This is a genomic window from Flavobacterium sp. KACC 22761, from assembly GCF_034058155.1.
Classification (GTDB): domain Bacteria; phylum Bacteroidota; class Bacteroidia; order Flavobacteriales; family Flavobacteriaceae; genus Flavobacterium.
In genome coordinates, this window is the sequence record NZ_CP139148.1 from 4,684,047 (window position 1) to 4,700,303 (window position 16,257).

A 16,257-nucleotide genomic window follows, 5' to 3' on the forward strand; every position below is an offset into this window, starting at 1 on the left:
CGATTCTCGATCAAACTCCTTTTTTAACAACTTCAAAAAACAACTTTCTTAAAAAATCATCAAATTATTACTAACCAAGATTTTTGAAAAATAAAAACACAAAATCGATTTTTATTTCTTTTTGATAATTAGTTGAAAGTTCACAATTGGTTTGGTTATAAAGTAAATTAAGTGGTTTAATTTTTAATGGATTCCATTTTCTTTCCGTTGATGTATGTGTTTATGAAATTTACACCTTTCACATTTTTCAATGAATAAACAGAATCAACTTTTGCTATTGTAACATTTTTAAATGTAATGTTTTCAATTGGGGATTCTTTGTAGCCATCTGCCAAAATCCCGAATTTCCCTCCATTTTTCACCTTAACATTTTCAAGGCTTATATTTCTGATTGCCGGAATAAAATTTCCAACTTGGCTTCCATAAATATCATAAAACATCGTCACTCTCAAAACGCATTCTTTAACTGTTCCAACTTCAATATTTCGTACATAAATATCTTCAGTAGTCCCTCCACGCTTTGAATTTGTTTTAATTCTGATGGCACGATCCAATTCTGGACTGTCCATCACGCAATTTTCAACATACACATTATTAACACCAGCTGTAATTTCACTTCCCATTACAACACCGCCATGGCCATCAATCATCTTGCAGTTTTGAACGATAATATTTTTGCTCGGAATCCCAACTCTTCTTCCATCAGCATCTCTTCCCGATTTAATTGCAATACAATCGTCACCTGTATTGAAAGTGCAATTTCTAATGACCACATTTTGTGAATATTCTGGGTCACAACCATCATTATTTGGTCCGTGACTATTTACCGTTACACCATCAACAATGACATTGTTAGATTTTAGAGGATGTAAAATCCAAAATGGCGCATTCACAACTGTAATATCTTTTACCAAAACCGTATTGCATTCAAAAAATTCAATAAAATTAGGGCGCAAATAATGGCCTTCGCCAAAAACACGTTCGGCAACTGGAACACCTTTTTCTGCCATTTCTACTAAATTATCACGATTAAGTGGATCATGTTGCGATGGCTGTCCTTTGTCCCAACCATATCTTTTGCTGCCACACCAAGGCCACCAATTTGTATTATTAGCCTGCCCGTTCAAAGTTCCTTTTCCAGTTATCGCAACATTTGTTTTTCCTTTTGCAGAAATCAACGGCGAATGATTCATCAATTCCGTTCCTTCCCAAGAAGTGTGAACCAATGGATAATCTTTTGAATTTGTACTGAAAAGAATTTCAGCCTGATCCTCTAAATGCAGATTGACATTGCTTTCTAAATGAATTGGACCTGTCAAATATTTTCCATTTGGCACCAAAACTTTTCCTCCACCATTTGCCGCACATTCCTTAATTGCTTTTTCAAAAGCAAGCGTATTCATTGTCTTGCCGTCAGCAACAGCACCAAAATCATTAATATTATAAGTCTTATTTGTAAAATGTGTTTCAGGAATACTTTTTACAATTAGCTCCATCTTTTTCCAAGGATCTGCTTCAGAAACGCTAGAAACTTGTTTTCCGCAAGACAAAACCATCACAGAAAGAATACTTGAAAAAAGGATTGATTTTAATGCTAAAGACTTATTTGTAATCATTTAGACCGTTTTATATGGTTCAAGCCAATAATTTGACTGTAATTATGTAATCGATTACACGAAAGTATGAAATTTGTTTGTACAGAACAAATTTATTTAGAAATAATTTATATATTTAATTTTTATTTGCAATTATATTTACAGTTAACATAAAAAAACACATAATTTTTTATCATTGTAGAGTTGAAAACGTTTGAGTTATTAATTATGTAATCGATAACAAAAAATATTGTCATATGTAAAAAAAATGTATTTTTGTTTCAAATTAAATCTGAAAACCTTTTTTAATGAGCGAAAAAATAACCATTTATGATATTGCCAAGAAATTGAATATCACTGCTGCCACTGTTTCCAGAGCTTTAAACAACAACCCGAAAATAAAAGAAAGCACTAGAGAACTGGTCATCAAAACCGCTGCATCAATGAACTATAAGCAAAACAAACTTGCTTTAGCATTAAAAAGCGGACGAAGCAATAATATTGGTGTTATTGTTCCTCGTATTGACAGCAACTTTTTTGCGTCGGTCATTAGAGGTATAGAAGAAGAACTTCATCCTCATGGTTATCAGGTAATTATTTGCCAAACACACGAAAGCGCAAAAAGAGAGAATGAAAATCTATATACATTAATAGATGCTCAGGTTGACGGAATTATGATGTCGGTTACCGACGTCGCTGATGAAAATATTGGCGCTTTCAATTATGTTCTAGAAAAAAACGTTCCATTAATCTTTTTTGACCGAAGCAAGCATATTGACGGAGTAAGTTCTGTAACTATCAATGATTTTAAAGGTGGCTATGTAGCAACAAAGCATCTTATAAATGAAGGTTGCCGTGCAATCGCACATTTTTCAGGAGATCAATCTCTAGAAATTTTCAAAAACAGGTTTTTAGGCTATAAACAAGCTCTACTAGACAACGGACTGACTTTTAACGAAGATTATGTAATTCGCACCAAAAGTAGTGTTGAAGCCGGAAAAGAGGCAATTAATGTTCTTTTAGCTTTAGAAACGCCGCCTGACGCCCTATTTTCGGCCAGTGATTTTGCCGCTTTAGGAGCTATTCAAGAGTTAAAAGAAAAAAACATCCGTATTCCAGAAGAATTTTGCGTTGCAGGTTTCAGTAATGAGCCTTTTACAAAATTTATGGAATTATCAATTACCTCAGTAGATCAATCTCCACTTGAAATGGGAAAAATGTCTGCTCGAGTTTTCTTAGAACAAGTCGACAAAACAGATACAATCAAAATTGAGAAAAAAGTGGTTCTTGCACCAGAATTGCATATCCGTAAATCATCTTCAAGAACTAATTTTTAATTTTTTTTTTACCTTATAAATTATATAACAGGCTATTTCAAACGGATAGCCTTTTTTATAAGCTTCAACGAAGCGAAATATTTATAGCAAAAGATAAGTTGTTACCACATAAAGCTCCGCAGGAGCGATATATTTTTCTGCAAACTAAATATATGTCGCTCCTCCAGAGCTTTTTTTTGTTTATCTTATTGTAATTCTATAAATATTTTGCTCCTCTGGAGCTTTCACAAAAAAAGACGCACTGTTGTGCGTCTCTACATATAAAACTTTGTCACTTTGTATATTTGTAACTTTGAGCCTAAAAAACTATAAAGAAACTCCTCTTTTCCAAGGAATAAATACATCTTGCTTCAACTGGTCTGCTTTTGTTTCCACGTTTCCGCTCGCCAATTCTATAATGTAATCTACTATTTCTGCTCCAACCTCGGTAATGGTTTTTTCACCAGTAATTACCGTTCCGGCATTTACATCGATAATATCAGACATTCTATTAATTAATGCCGTGTTCGAAGAAATTTTTACAACTGGTGCAATCGGATTTCCCATCGGATTTCCTAAACCTGTGGTAAATAAAACAACTGTTGCGCCCGATCCAACCAATCCTGTGGTACATTCTGCGTCATTTCCTGGCGTATTTAAAAGACTTAATCCTGGTTTTGAAATATATTCTCCGTAATCTAAAACATCTACAACAGGTGAAGTTCCACCTTTTTTAGCTGCGCCAGCAGATTTCATTGCATCTGTAATTAATCCGTCTTTGATATTTCCCGGAGATGGATTCATATCAAACCCTGAACCTGCATCTACAACTGATTTTTCAAAAGCTTTCATTAAAGCTAAAAACTTATCTGCTTTTTCTTCGTCCACACATCTATTCATCAATTCTTGCTCTACGCCACATAATTCTGGAAACTCTGCCAAAATTGTTTTCCCTCCCAAAGCTGCAAAAATATCTGAAACAACTCCTAATGCTGGATTTGCAGAAATTCCTGAGAATCCGTCAGACCCTCCACATTCTAAACCAATACTTAACTTTGAAAGAGGAGCAGGTTTGCGTTCAATTTTGTTGGCTCTTTTAATGGCTTCATAAGAATCTTTAATCACCATTTGAAACATTTGATCAGTAGTTCCAATTTGTTGTTGCTCATAGATCAAAATTTCTTTATCACTATTCGGACTCATTTCTTTCAATGCCTTTTTAAAAATATCAACTTGCAAATTTTGGCAACCTAAACTTAAAACAGTTGCACCTGCAACATTTGGGTTGTTCACATATCCTGCAAGCAGTTTTGCCAACAATTCTGAATCTTGTCGAATCCCTCCACAACCACCTTGATGATTGATAAATTTTACTTCGACATTATCTAAAAGATTTTCATTTAAATTTTTAGCAGAAACTTCTTCGACGCTTTTTTCTTCAATTAAAGAACGCAATAAATTTTTATAAGAAACTTCTTTTTTGGGCATTAATTCGTTTTCAAAAATATCTTTCAGTTTTTCGATATTTTTGTTTTCGCAAAAAACCAATGGAAAAAACAACCAAACGTTTTTGGTTCCAACTTGTCCATCAGTACGGTGGTATCCGTTGAAAGTTTTGTCTTTCCAACGATCTACATTTGGTGGAGTCCAACCTAAATTTCCGTTTTTACCAAAAACTTTTTCACTTTGATGTTTTACATTTTCGGTGGTAATAACTTCTCCTTTTTTTATAGGTTTAGCAGCTTTTCCAACCAAAACACCATACATTATAATATCATCACCAATTGAAAAATCTTTCTCTGTGATTTTATGTTTTGCTTTAACATCAGTTGTTGGTGAGACAGTGGTTCCTTCAAACATAATTTGTTCGTTTTGTACCAAATCGGTCAAAGCGACAATGACGTTATCTACTGGGTTGACTTTTATTAATTTTTTTTGAGTTGCCATAACTATTGTATGTAATTCTTAATTTAAGTGTTTTTGAAAATTGATGAAGCCTTGCTCTACACCGTTTGCATCAATTTCTTCTAAAGCTTTTGCAATTGAATCTGTTAATGAAGGAATTTCAGTTAAATCCTCATCCCAGAAATTTTTATTTTGCAAAGTCAATCTCGCTATTTTATGATAATCATCTGACGTCCAAAGTCCGTTAAAAAACGTAACAATATCTTCACTATCTTGAACTGGAAGATTTTCACCTTTCCAAGTTCCTTTGTAAAAACGAATCAAACACGCAAATGCAAAAGTCAAATGCACTGGAAGTTTTTTATGAACATCAACATAACCTGTCAAACTCGGCAATACACGAACTTTGAATTTAGAAATCGAATTCAAAGCAATAGAAGACAATAAATGTTTGATAAACGGGTTTCTGAATCGGTCTAGAATTTCTTCTGCAAAACTTGTCAGTTCTGCTCTATCCATATTTAAAGTTTCATTAATCTCGTCAAAAACCGCTTTATTTACAAATTCTCCTGTGAATGTATTATCAACAGTTTCTTTTACAGTTTCATTTCCGTAAAGCAATGAAAAAGGCACCATTGCAGTGTGTGCTCCGTTTAGGATTCTCACTTTACGCGTACGATATGGTTGCATATCAGCAACGATTTTTACATCTAAATCAGTTTTTTCAAAAGGAAGTTTTGCTTTTAACTTGTCATCACCTTCAATCACCCATAAAAAGAAACTTTCAGCACTTACAATCAAGTCATCTTTGTAAAGAAGCTGGCTGTTGTATTCTTCGATTTGATCTTTCGGATATCCGGGAACAATACGGTCCACCAAAGTATTATGGAAAGAACAATCGTTTGTTAACCATGATTTGAAATCTTCTCCAAGACTCCAATCATTGCAATATTTCAACACAATTTCCTTTAAAGTATCTGAATTATAATTAATTAATTCACAAGGAATAATTGTCAAAGCCTTTGATTTATCGCCATTAAAATGCTTAAATCTTTCATGCAAAAGTACAGTTAATTTTGCAGGAAAAGAAACTGGAGGCATCATTGAAGGACTATCAGAAGCGATATATTCAATTCCGGCTTCTGTTGTATTTGAAATGATGAATTCTAATTCTTCTTCTTTAGCCAAAGCCAAAAATTCTTGAAAAGAAGCATAAGGATCTACCGCTTTTACGATATTCGTAATCAATTCTTTTTCCTGAATTTCCTCACCTTTTTTAACACCTTTCATGAATAAAGTATACAGACCATCCTGATCATTAATCATATTCACCAATCCTCTGTCAATAGGCTGTACAACTGCAATACCGGCATTGAAATCTGCTTTTTTATTCAATTCCTGAATCGCATATTCTACAAAGGCTCTTAAAAAGTTACCTTCTCCAAATTGTACAATTTTTATAGGAAGCCTATGTGAAAACTCCGTATTTGATCTGTTTATTTTTTCCATTATTCTAAATTTCCATTAACTGTTACAACTAACAACCATATTCATTACCTTATTTTTTTGTGGGGATTTATATTGTAAAAGAAACATTACACCTGAAAGAGTAAAACAAATCCTGCTGTGAGGAGTGACAAGATTTATTTTGCAAGCGTAATGTTCAATTACAACATCTAAAACTCTAAAAAAAACCGCATGCCAAATAAGGAACTGGTATGATTGTTCCCTATTTATTTTTAATATTTTTGATGATATCCAAAACCTGACTTACTTTAGCCTGCAAACCGTCATAGTCTTTTTTATCCAATATATCTTTTGAAATTAATTGCGAGCCTAAACCAACGCAAGTTGCTCCAGCATTCAGCCAAGAACTCAAACTTTCAACTGTTGGGTAAACACCGCCTGTAGGCATAATATTCGTCCACGGACACGGCCCTTTTATGGCTTTAATGAATTCCGGTCCGTAAATATCAGCTGGAAATAATTTTACGATTTCGCATCCTAATTCTTCTGCTCTTGCGATTTCAGAAAGTGTACCACAGCCTGGCGACCATAAAACTTTTCTGCGGTTACAAGCAATTGCAATATCTTCCCTGAAAACAGGAGTTACAATGAAATTTGCACCCAAACTCATATAAAGCGAAGCTGAAGCTGCATCTGTAACTGAACCGACTCCAAGCATCATTCCCGGCAATTCTGCCAAAGCATATTTGTTTAATGCACCAAAAACCTCATGAGCAAAATCACCTCTGCTTGTAAATTCCATCAAACGCGAACCACCATCATAACATGCTTTAAGCACTTTTTTACTTAATTCTATATCAGAATGAAAAAACAACGGAACCATTCCGTCCTCCTTCATTTGCTGTGCCACTTCAATTCTTGAATACTTTGCCATTTTTATTTTTTATCTTGATACTAATGCCGAACCGTCGCCATCAATCATATTTTCTACTTCTTTCAAAGTCACCAAATTATAGTCACCCGCAATCGTATGCTTTAAACAACAAGCTGCAACTGCAAAGTCTAAGGCTCTTTGATTATTATTTTTATACTGAAGCAAACCATAAATCAAACCGCCCATAAAAGCGTCTCCACTTCCTACTCGGTCAACTACTGGTGTAACTTCTTTAACCGCTGCCTGATAAATTGCTTTTCCATCAAATAAAATTCCTCCAATTCTTTGATGTGAAGCACTTACAGAATAACGTAATGTTGTCGCAACCGTTTTTAAATTCGGAATCAATTCAAACAGTTTTGTATATAAAACTGGTAATGATTTTTCATCTTGATAATTCGGATTCACTTTTGGAATTCCCAGCATAAAATAGGCTGTATCAATATCGCCTAAAATCACATTGCTGTATTTCAACATTTCAGGCATAACTTCGCTTGGCGTCTTTCCGTATTGCCATAATTTCGAACGATAATTCAAATCGCAAGAAATTGTGATTCCTTTTTTGTAAGCGACCTTGATTGCTTCCAGACAAGCCTCGGCCGCACTTTCAGAAATCGCAGGAGTTATACCGCTCCAATGAAACCACTCTACACCTTCCAAAACTTTATCCCAATCAATGCTTCCTTTTTGAATCGTTGCCATCGAACTGTGTGCACGATCGTAAACTACATTGCTTCCGCGAGTTCCTGCCCCTGTTTCCAGAAAATAGATTCCTAAACGCTCACCGCCAAAAACAATACTTTTAGTTTCTACGTTCATTTTTCGCATTTCTTTCAATGCAGATCCACCAATTTCATTTTCAGGCAATCTTGTTACAAACTCAGCGTTTACGCCATAATTTGCTAAAGAAACACAAACATTAAATTCACCGCCACCATAAGTAGCGCCAAATGCTGTAGATTGCGAAAAACGCAAATGTCTCTCCGTCGAAAGACGCAACATAATTTCTCCAAATGCAACTACTTTACTCATACTATCTTTTTTATATTTTACCATTAAGCCATTAAGAAAAATAAGCTTTGCTTTATGTTCTCTTTGCTATTAAAGGTTAAGTTTATTAAGCCTACTTAATTATCTTTAATTATTTAAGCAACTATTTATTAAACCGGAAACTTAATTTTCTTAATGCCTTAATGGTTAAAAAAATTAAAATTTGAAATACTCTTTTGCGTTGTTGTATGAAATATCAGAAACTAATTTCCCAATCCATTCCATATCATTTGGAAGCTCACCACGTTTGATTTCATCTCCAAGAAGATTACACAAAATACGTCTGAAATATTCATGTCTAGGGAAAGACAAGAAACTTCTTGAATCTGTCAACATTCCAACAAAACAGCTAATTAAGCCCATGTTTGAAAGTGCATTTAATTGTTTTGTCATTCCGTCTTTCTGATCTAAAAACCACCATCCTGAACCAAATTGAACTTTTCCTCGAACGCTTCCGTCGTTGAAATTTCCAATCATTGTCGCCATAACTTCGTTATCAGCTGGATTCAAATTATAAATAATAGTTTTCGACAATTTATCTTTACTGTCTAAAGCATTTAAAAAGTTTGATAATTTTTGCGCCTGCGGATAATCTCCAATAGAATCCCAACCTGTATCTGGTCCTAAAATTCTGTGCATACGCGCATTGTTGTTTCTTAAAGCGCCTAAGTGAAATTGCTGTACCCAACCAAATTCATGATAGGTTTCAGACAAGAACAATAAAATAGCACTTTGGAATTTTAATGCTTCTTCTGGAGACAATACTCCATTTTCTCTTTTCTTTTTGAAAATAGCACTTACTTCATTTTCAGTGAAATTTTCAAAATAAATTTGATCAAGTCCGTGATCACTTAATTTACAGCCGTTTGCATTAAAGAATTCGATTCTTTTTCTTAATGCCGATTGTAAATCTGCATAAGTATTAATTGCAACACCCGATACTTCTCCCAAAGTGTCAACATATGCATTATATCCATCATTAGAAATCAAAATCGCTTTATCAGGTCTGAAAGCCGTACTCATTTTAGTTCCAATTGGATTTTGAGCCAGTTTTTGATGAAACTCTAAACTGTCAATCGGATCTTCAGTAGTACAAACCAATTCAGCGTTTACTTTTTTAAGAAGATTTTGCGTGCTATACGCTTGAGAATTTATTTTTTCCGAAGTTTCGATGTAAATTTTCTCAGCCGATTTTTCATTCAAAAGATCATAAATATCAAAATAACGAGCCAATTCTAGATGCGTCCAGTGATACAAAGGATTACGCATTGTGTACGGAACTGTTTTTGCCCAGTTTAAGAATTTATCTTTATCTGAACCATTTCCTGTTACAAATTGCTCGTTGATTCCTAATGTACGCATTGCACGCCATTTGTAATGGTCACCATTGATCCAAACTTGAGTAATATTTTCAAAGATTTTATCTTCTGCAATAAACTGCGGATTTAAGTGATTGTGGTAATCAATAATTGGCTGGTTTTTAGAATAATTATGGTATAATTCTTCAGCAAATTTATTTTCTAATAAAAAATTATCGTTTATGAATGTATTCGCGCTCATGTATTTTTAAATAAATTGAGAATTATTCTTCGTTTGATGGTTTTCCAATTGTCGCCAAAATACCGCCATCAACATATAAAATGTGACCGTTTACAAAATCACTTGCTTTTGAAGACAAAAATATTGCCGCTCCAGCCAAGTCACTTGGATCACCCCATTTTGCTGCCGGAGTTCTGCTGATGATAAAATCATTAAACGGATGTCCATCAACTCTGATCGGTTTGGTTTGTTCAGTTGCAAAATATCCGGGTCCAATTCCGTTGATTTGAACATTGTATTTTGCCCATTCTGTCGCCATATTTTTAGTCAGCATTTTCAAGCCTCCTTTTGCAGCAGCGTAGGCAGAAACTGTATTTCTTCCTAATTCACTCATCATTGAGCAAATGTTGATTATTTTTCCTTGTCTTCTTTCAATCATGCCTTTTGCAACATGTTTGGAAACGATAAACGGACTTACTAAATCAATATCAATCACTTCTCTAAAATCAGCAACTTCCATTTCTAGAAGCGGAATTCTTTTAATAATTCCGGCATTGTTAATTAAAATAGCAATTGGACCAACTTCCTTTTCAATTTTTTGAACTGCTTCTGCAACTTCTTTTTCTTCGGTTACATTAAATTTATATCCGACAGCATTTATTCCCTCACTTTTTAATTCATTAACGGCGTTGTCAATTTTTTCTTGAGAAGAATTTCCGTTCACAACAATTGTCGCTCCCGCTTGTCCTAATCCTTTTGCCATTGCCATTCCCAGTCCGTGTGTACTTCCTGTGATAAGGGCAATTTTTCCTTTTATATCAAATAAGTTTGTCATAATTCTTATCTTAAATCTGTGATTTTGCAAACATCCATATCTCCGTAATCTAAATTTTCACCAGCCATTCCCCAGATAAAAGTATAATTACTAGTTCCAGAACCAGAGTGAATTGACCAAGGCGGTGAAATTACCGCTTGATGATTGTTCATCCAGATATGTCTTGTTTCTTGTGGCTGTCCCATAAAGTGACAAACAGCCTGATTTTCTGGAATATCTAGATAAAAGTAAACCTCCATTCTGCGATCGTGAACGTGCGCTGGCATGGTGTTCCACACACTTCCTGGATTTAATTCCGTCATTCCCATTTGTAATTGGCACGTTGTTACGACACTTCCAATAATCATTTGGTTTACGGTACGGTGATTTGCTGTTTCCATTGCACCTAAATTCAATTTATTTGCTTCCGCCAAACTAACTTTTACCGTTGGATAAGAAGTATGAGCCGGAGCAGAATTGATGTAGAATTTAGCTGGATTATTAGCATCATTACTTTTAAAAATTACTTCTTTATTACCACTTCCGATATACAAAGCATCTTTAAAACCTAACTCATAAGTAGTTCCTTCAACAACAACAGAACCGCTTCCTCCAACATTGATAATCCCTAATTCTCTTCTTTCTAAAAAATAAGGCGCTTTCAACGGATCAATTGTTTCTAAAGCCAAATCACCTTTTACCGGCACTGCCGATCCAGCAATATACCTGTCGTAATGAGAGTAAACCAAAACGATTTCATCTTCCTGCATTAAGTCATCAATCAAGAATTCTTCTCTTAATTGTTGTGTGTCATATTTTTTTACAGCTTCCGGGCTTGATGCGTATCTTGAACTATATTTTGTCATAATTTCTAAATTAATGTAATCGATTGCACAAATTTAATTTTTTATATTGAAATACCATAATTGAAAGCAAAAAAATATTTCATCAAAACCATTTTTTCTTTTACAATTCTACTTTTTTCATTTTCGGAACCAGAATATGCATAATTAGCCAAGCCAATAAATATGATGCTCCGCAAATGCAAAACATGATGAAATAACCTGTTTCAATTTTGCCCAATTTCGTATAATAGACAAACATGTTTTTCTGAACGACCAAAGTCAACAGAATTCCTCCAAGCGCTCCAAACATTCCGCCTAATCCTGTAACAGAAGCTGTCGCTTTTTTAGGAAACATATCTGAAACAGTAGTGAAAATATTAGCACTCCAAGCTTGATGTGCTGAAACTGCCAGACCAATCACTAATATTGCCCACCACATATTAATCGTTCCTAAATATTGAGAGAACAAAACCGGCAAAACTGCAAACGCATAGAGCAACATACTTCTTTTACGAGCTTTATAAGCCGGCCAATTGTTATTGATTAATTTCAACGGAAGCCAGCCTCCACCAATACTTCCAACACTTCCAATCATATAAACCAATGCACAAGGCCAAATAATCTCAGTTGCAGTCAATTTATATTGCTTCATCAAGAAGTCCGGAAGCCAGAACAAATAAAACCACCACACCGGATCTGTAAGCAATTTTCCAATTGCAAAAGCCCATGTTTGGCGAAATGATAATAGCTTTATCCAAGAAACTTTTTCTTTTGAATCTTCCTCGACAACTTCAACTTGATCTGAAGTAATATATTCCAATTCAGCTTGAGACAAACGTTTTTGCTTTTGTGGCACTTCATACAACAAAAACCACAACAAAAGCCATATAAACCCAACAATACCAGTCAAAATAAAAGCCCATTGCCAACCATAATTTTCAGCAATATGAGGAACGGTCAACGGCACTATAATCGCCCCAATGTTACTCCCGGAATTAAATATTCCAGTTGCTAAAGCCCTTTCCTTTTGCGGAAACCATTCAGCTGTTGCTTTTATTGCGGCTGGAAAGTTTCCTGCTTCAGTTACTCCTAAAAATATGCGGGCAATTATAAATCCTCCCGTACCTGTTGCAAGCGCATGGCCAATTGCTGCCAAACTCCATAACCCTGTAGAAATAGCGTAACCTAATTTAGTTCCAAGCTTATCTATAATTCCGCCCGCCACTAGCATTCCTAACGCATATGCAATTTTAAATGCAATTTCAATATTCGAATAGTCAATAACTTCTTGTTCAGGAGTCCAATGAAAAGCTTCTGCTAAAAAAGGACGAAGGTAACTTATTACATTTCTGTCTAAATAATTTACAGTTGTTGCAAAAAAAACTAAACTGCAAATTGTCCAGCGGTATTTCCCAATTGCTGCGTTGGTTTGGTTCATAATTTAGTTGGTTGGTTTAAGTTGGTTAGTTAGTTTCAAATCTTGGTTAGAGATCTGTAATTGGGCGATATTTCGGGACCAAAGTTTTCATTACAATCCAGCCTACCAAATAAGAAACAGCACAGATTGAAAAAATAATCATATATCCAGTATTTATTCCGTTTACAACATTTTCACCAGCAGTTGTAAGCGACTTTAAGAACTCCTCCAAATTCCCTACTCCTCTTTCAGCCAAAAAAGCCTTTTCTGTTACTGCATTTTTAAATTGTGGGTATTTTTCCAATAATGGCTGGCCATTTATAGTACTCCAATTTCTTTGCGTAAAATCAAATAATACGCCTGAACCTTTGTTTATAATTGTAGAACCAATTCCTCCAGCTAATCCTCCAATACCTGTAATCGTTGCGATTGCTTTTTTTGGAAACATATCCCCAACAGTAGTAAAAATATTTGCTGACCAAGACTGGTGCGCTGCGCCTGCGATTCCGATAATGATAACGGGTACCCAATAACTAATATAACCCAAAGGCTGAGCAGCTAAAGCTAACAAAGGGAAAAAAGCAAAAATAAGCATCGATTTCATTCTCCCTTCATACGGATTCATCCCTTTTTTCTCTACAAAGTAAGTCGGTAGCCATCCTCCAATAATTGACAATAACGTAATCATATAAAGAACAAACAATGGCAAAGCTGCTTGCGTAGAATCCATTCCATAAACCGAACTCAAATAAGCCGGCGTCCAAAATAAAAAGAACCACCACACGCCATCAGTCATGAATTTTCCAAAAGCGAAAGCCCATGTTTGTTTGTATTTAAAACAATCTTTCAAGGATACTTTTGAACCAGCCTCTGAAACATAACCTAATTTACTATCTGCAATATCATCTTGCTGAATATAAGCCAATTCTTCAGGAGTTACTTTTGCATGTCTTTCTGGTTTGTCATACATAAACATCCAGAATCCCATCCAAATAAATCCTAATGCTCCAATGATAATAAAAGACATTTCCCAACCAAAAGATTTAGCAATAAACGGAATTGAAACCGGTGCAGCTAAAGCCCCAACAGTCGCTCCCGCATTGAAAATACTAGTTGCAAATGCTCTGTCTTTTTTAGGGAAGTACTCGGCGGTAGTTTTAATAGCGGCAGGAAAGTTTCCTGCTTCACCCACAGCTAGGACAAAACGAGCAAAAATGAACAACGCTACACTTACATTAATCACTAAAGCAGTATCTTGAACCGTGCTGATTATTGCTTTTGAGCCATGAAAACCCACCAACCAATCTCCGGTAATTATTCCAGAAGTTGCAATACCACAAAAAGCATGAAGACAAGCACCTATAGACCAAATTCCGATTGCCCAAAGAAATCCTTTTTTGGTGTCCAACCAATCAACAAATCGACCAGCAAAAAGCAATGAAACGGCATAAAATATCGAAAACAATGCTGTAATATCTCCATAATCACTATTTGTCCAATGAAATTCTGGCGCAATAAAATCTTTCCATGTTAAGGAAAGAACTTGACGATCTAAATAATTGATAGTAGTTGCAAAAAAAAGCAAAGCACAAATGCTCCAACGATATTTTCCTGCTGATTTGATGCTTTGGTCGCTAGTAGCTGAATCTTCTTGGGTCATGATTGTTTTATTGTAAAATTGATGTTTTTTGGTTCTTTTATTTTATTACGAAATCCGAATTAAAAAGCACTAAAAAACAATGATTTAATACAAATAAAACGAAATAATGTAATCGATTGCACAAATATAGTTTTTAATCTTCATATTCCAAATAAATTATATAAAAAATTATTTTATTAAAGAAAATAAACATATCGCATAAAAAAAATAATACAATATTACATATTAAACAATATATTTGTTAAATAGCGACGGAGCAAATTTATCCGTTACTAGGGCTAAAATTGTACAAAATCCCTACGCAAAATGTTTTGCAAGCTTTGCTTTTTCTAGCCTATTTTACTCCTATTAAATTCATCACAAAACAATTTTATAAAAAATGAAACTCATCCTTTCTCCAAAATTATTTATTTACTCAGTACTACACCTATTAATTATCAATAACTTGCAATCACAAAATCAAATAATTCCGTTATGGAACAAAATCCCAGATGAAATTGTTTCAGCCGATTATAAGGAAAAAGAAATCATAAAAGACGGCGTAATTCAGAGCACTAGTTTTGTTTCTGTTCCCACTTTAAGCATTTTCATTCCCAAAAATGTAAAACCAAATCAAACTGCAATCATAATTTTTCCAGGCGGAGGTTATTCGCATTTAGCAATTGACAAGGAAGGAACCAAAGTTGCAAATTGGCTCAATAGTTTAGGCATAACTGCTTTTGTCCTTAAATACCGATTACCCAGCGATTTGATTATGAAAAATAAAACAGTCGGCCCATTGCAGGATGCACAAGAAGCCGTGCGCTATGTGCGCGAAAATGCCACAAAATGGAATATTGACAACACTAAAATTGGCACACTAGGATTTTCTGCTGGTGGTCATTTAGCTTCAACACTAGCAACGCATTTTGACGAAAAAACATATGAAACCATATCTAAAATAAGTCCTCGTCCAGATTTTTCGATCTTGATTTATCCTGTTGTTTCAATGGAAAACAATATTACACATAAGGGTTCTCAAACCAGCTTACTAGGAAATAATCCATCACAGGAATTAATTGATTCTTTTTCAAATGAAAAAAAGGTAACAACGCAAACACCACCAACATTTATAGTCCATGCCACAGATGACACCGCTGTTATTCCAGAAAACAGCATTAATTACTATTTGGCACTCAAAAAAGCTGGCGTTACATCAGAGTTACATTTGTATGAAAATGGCGGACATGGTTTTGGTTTAGGAGTGAAAGATACCAGCAAAAACTGGACAAAAGATTGCGAAGAATGGCTAAAAAATCATGGATATTATTAAAAAAAAAAAGGGTTTTTAGATTGGTTAACGTGTAACCAAATCTAAAAACCCGATAAAAATTTTGACTTCTTGTATTTATCTTGCAAATTTATACAAGTACCCACGATCAAATGAATATGTCAAATTTCAACTTACTGTGTTTCTCCAAAAACTAGTAACAATCAATAGAAATCTTTAAAGATGATTAAAAAAGGCAAAAACATCTTAAATCTCTATTTCTATGGGACAAATGTATCGCGCTCATTAAAGATTACATTACGGTTTTCCACATTCTGAAAAAAAAATTTCTTCTTTTTTTAATCACAAAACACAAAAGCAAAATAAACAACTGTATATCAAAACAATACAAACTTTAAATTTCAGCTGTAAAAATTCAAAAAAATAAAAATTAACTTTTTCTTTA

General features: G+C 34.4%; 12 protein-coding genes. 2 read left to right on the top strand and 10 right to left on the bottom strand.

Annotation, left to right across the window (positions count from 1 at the left end):
- Positions 1-176 precede the first annotated feature (176 nt).
- Positions 177-1,616, bottom strand: a complete 1,440-nt coding sequence (locus SCB73_RS19690; RefSeq protein WP_320567887.1) for a glycoside hydrolase family 28 protein — start codon at positions 1,614-1,616, stop codon at positions 177-179.
- Positions 1,617-1,903: 287 nt separating this feature from the next.
- On the opposite strand from SCB73_RS19690, the gene SCB73_RS19695 reads away from it, so the two are divergent.
- A complete protein-coding gene (locus SCB73_RS19695; protein ID WP_320567888.1) occupies positions 1,904-2,932 on the top strand; it encodes a LacI family DNA-binding transcriptional regulator in 1,029 nt (342 codons plus the stop codon).
- Positions 2,933-3,238: 306 nt separating this feature from the next.
- Here SCB73_RS19695 and SCB73_RS19700 read toward each other — a convergent pair whose 3' ends face one another.
- The 9 genes from SCB73_RS19700 to SCB73_RS19740 form a co-directional block, all read right to left on the bottom strand.
- The gene (locus tag SCB73_RS19700) at positions 3,239-4,858 is read right to left on the bottom strand and encodes a UxaA family hydrolase (RefSeq protein WP_320567889.1); all 1,620 of its coding nucleotides are present in this window, start codon (positions 4,856-4,858) and stop codon (positions 3,239-3,241) included.
- Positions 4,859-4,876: 18 nt separating this feature from the next.
- Positions 4,877-6,325, bottom strand: coding sequence for a tagaturonate reductase (locus SCB73_RS19705; RefSeq protein WP_320567890.1), 1,449 nt, complete (start codon positions 6,323-6,325; stop codon positions 4,877-4,879).
- Between the two features lie 220 nt (positions 6,326-6,545).
- Positions 6,546-7,217, bottom strand: a complete 672-nt coding sequence (locus tag SCB73_RS19710; protein ID WP_320567891.1) for a bifunctional 4-hydroxy-2-oxoglutarate aldolase/2-dehydro-3-deoxy-phosphogluconate aldolase — start codon at positions 7,215-7,217, stop codon at positions 6,546-6,548.
- A 9-nt stretch (positions 7,218-7,226) separates the two neighbouring features.
- A complete protein-coding gene (locus SCB73_RS19715; RefSeq protein ID WP_320567892.1) occupies positions 7,227-8,249 on the bottom strand; it encodes a sugar kinase in 1,023 nt (340 codons plus the stop codon).
- Between the two features lie 174 nt (positions 8,250-8,423).
- A complete protein-coding gene (uxaC, locus tag SCB73_RS19720; RefSeq protein WP_320567893.1) occupies positions 8,424-9,827 on the bottom strand; it encodes a glucuronate isomerase in 1,404 nt (467 codons plus the stop codon).
- Positions 9,828-9,849: 22 nt separating this feature from the next.
- Positions 9,850-10,641 carry a gluconate 5-dehydrogenase gene (locus tag SCB73_RS19725; RefSeq protein WP_320567894.1) on the bottom strand — a complete coding sequence of 264 codons (792 nt, stop codon included), beginning with the start codon at positions 10,639-10,641 and terminating at the stop codon, positions 9,850-9,852.
- 5 nt (positions 10,642-10,646) lie between these two features.
- Complete coding sequence (gene kduI, locus SCB73_RS19730) at positions 10,647-11,486, bottom strand: 5-dehydro-4-deoxy-D-glucuronate isomerase (protein ID WP_320567895.1); 840 nt, start codon at positions 11,484-11,486, stop codon at positions 10,647-10,649.
- A gap of 100 nt (positions 11,487-11,586) precedes the next feature.
- Positions 11,587-12,903, bottom strand: a complete 1,317-nt coding sequence (locus SCB73_RS19735) for an MFS transporter (RefSeq protein WP_320567896.1) — start codon at positions 12,901-12,903, stop codon at positions 11,587-11,589.
- A gap of 46 nt (positions 12,904-12,949) precedes the next feature.
- The gene (locus tag SCB73_RS19740; RefSeq protein ID WP_320567897.1) at positions 12,950-14,542 is read right to left on the bottom strand and encodes an MFS transporter; all 1,593 of its coding nucleotides are present in this window, start codon (positions 14,540-14,542) and stop codon (positions 12,950-12,952) included.
- A gap of 379 nt (positions 14,543-14,921) precedes the next feature.
- Here SCB73_RS19740 and SCB73_RS19745 point away from each other — a divergent pair, with 379 nt between their 5' ends.
- On the top strand, positions 14,922-15,854 hold the full coding sequence (locus tag SCB73_RS19745) for an alpha/beta hydrolase (protein WP_320567898.1): 933 nt from the start codon (positions 14,922-14,924) through the stop codon (positions 15,852-15,854).
- Positions 15,855-16,257: the final 403 nt, after the last annotated feature.

Bases quoted from the DNA above. Each gene is read 5' to 3' on its own strand.
- SCB73_RS19690 (WP_320567887.1), bottom strand. From the start codon at position 1,616: ATGATTACAAATAAGTCTTTAGCATTAAAATCAATCCTTTTTTCAAGT.
- SCB73_RS19695 (WP_320567888.1), top strand. From the start codon at position 1,904: ATGAGCGAAAAAATAACCATTTATGATATTGCCAAGAAATTGAATATC.
- SCB73_RS19700 (WP_320567889.1), bottom strand. From the start codon at position 4,858: ATGGCAACTCAAAAAAAATTAATAAAAGTCAACCCAGTAGATAACGTC.
- SCB73_RS19705 (WP_320567890.1), bottom strand. From the start codon at position 6,325: ATGGAAAAAATAAACAGATCAAATACGGAGTTTTCACATAGGCTTCCT.
- SCB73_RS19710 (WP_320567891.1), bottom strand. From the start codon at position 7,217: ATGGCAAAGTATTCAAGAATTGAAGTGGCACAGCAAATGAAGGAGGAC.
- SCB73_RS19715 (WP_320567892.1), bottom strand. From the start codon at position 8,249: ATGAGTAAAGTAGTTGCATTTGGAGAAATTATGTTGCGTCTTTCGACG.
- uxaC (WP_320567893.1), bottom strand. From the start codon at position 9,827: ATGAGCGCGAATACATTCATAAACGATAATTTTTTATTAGAAAATAAA.
- SCB73_RS19725 (WP_320567894.1), bottom strand. From the start codon at position 10,641: ATGACAAACTTATTTGATATAAAAGGAAAAATTGCCCTTATCACAGGA.
- kduI (WP_320567895.1), bottom strand. From the start codon at position 11,486: ATGACAAAATATAGTTCAAGATACGCATCAAGCCCGGAAGCTGTAAAA.
- SCB73_RS19735 (WP_320567896.1), bottom strand. From the start codon at position 12,903: ATGAACCAAACCAACGCAGCAATTGGGAAATACCGCTGGACAATTTGC.
- SCB73_RS19740 (WP_320567897.1), bottom strand. From the start codon at position 14,542: ATGACCCAAGAAGATTCAGCTACTAGCGACCAAAGCATCAAATCAGCA.
- SCB73_RS19745 (WP_320567898.1), top strand. From the start codon at position 14,922: ATGAAACTCATCCTTTCTCCAAAATTATTTATTTACTCAGTACTACAC.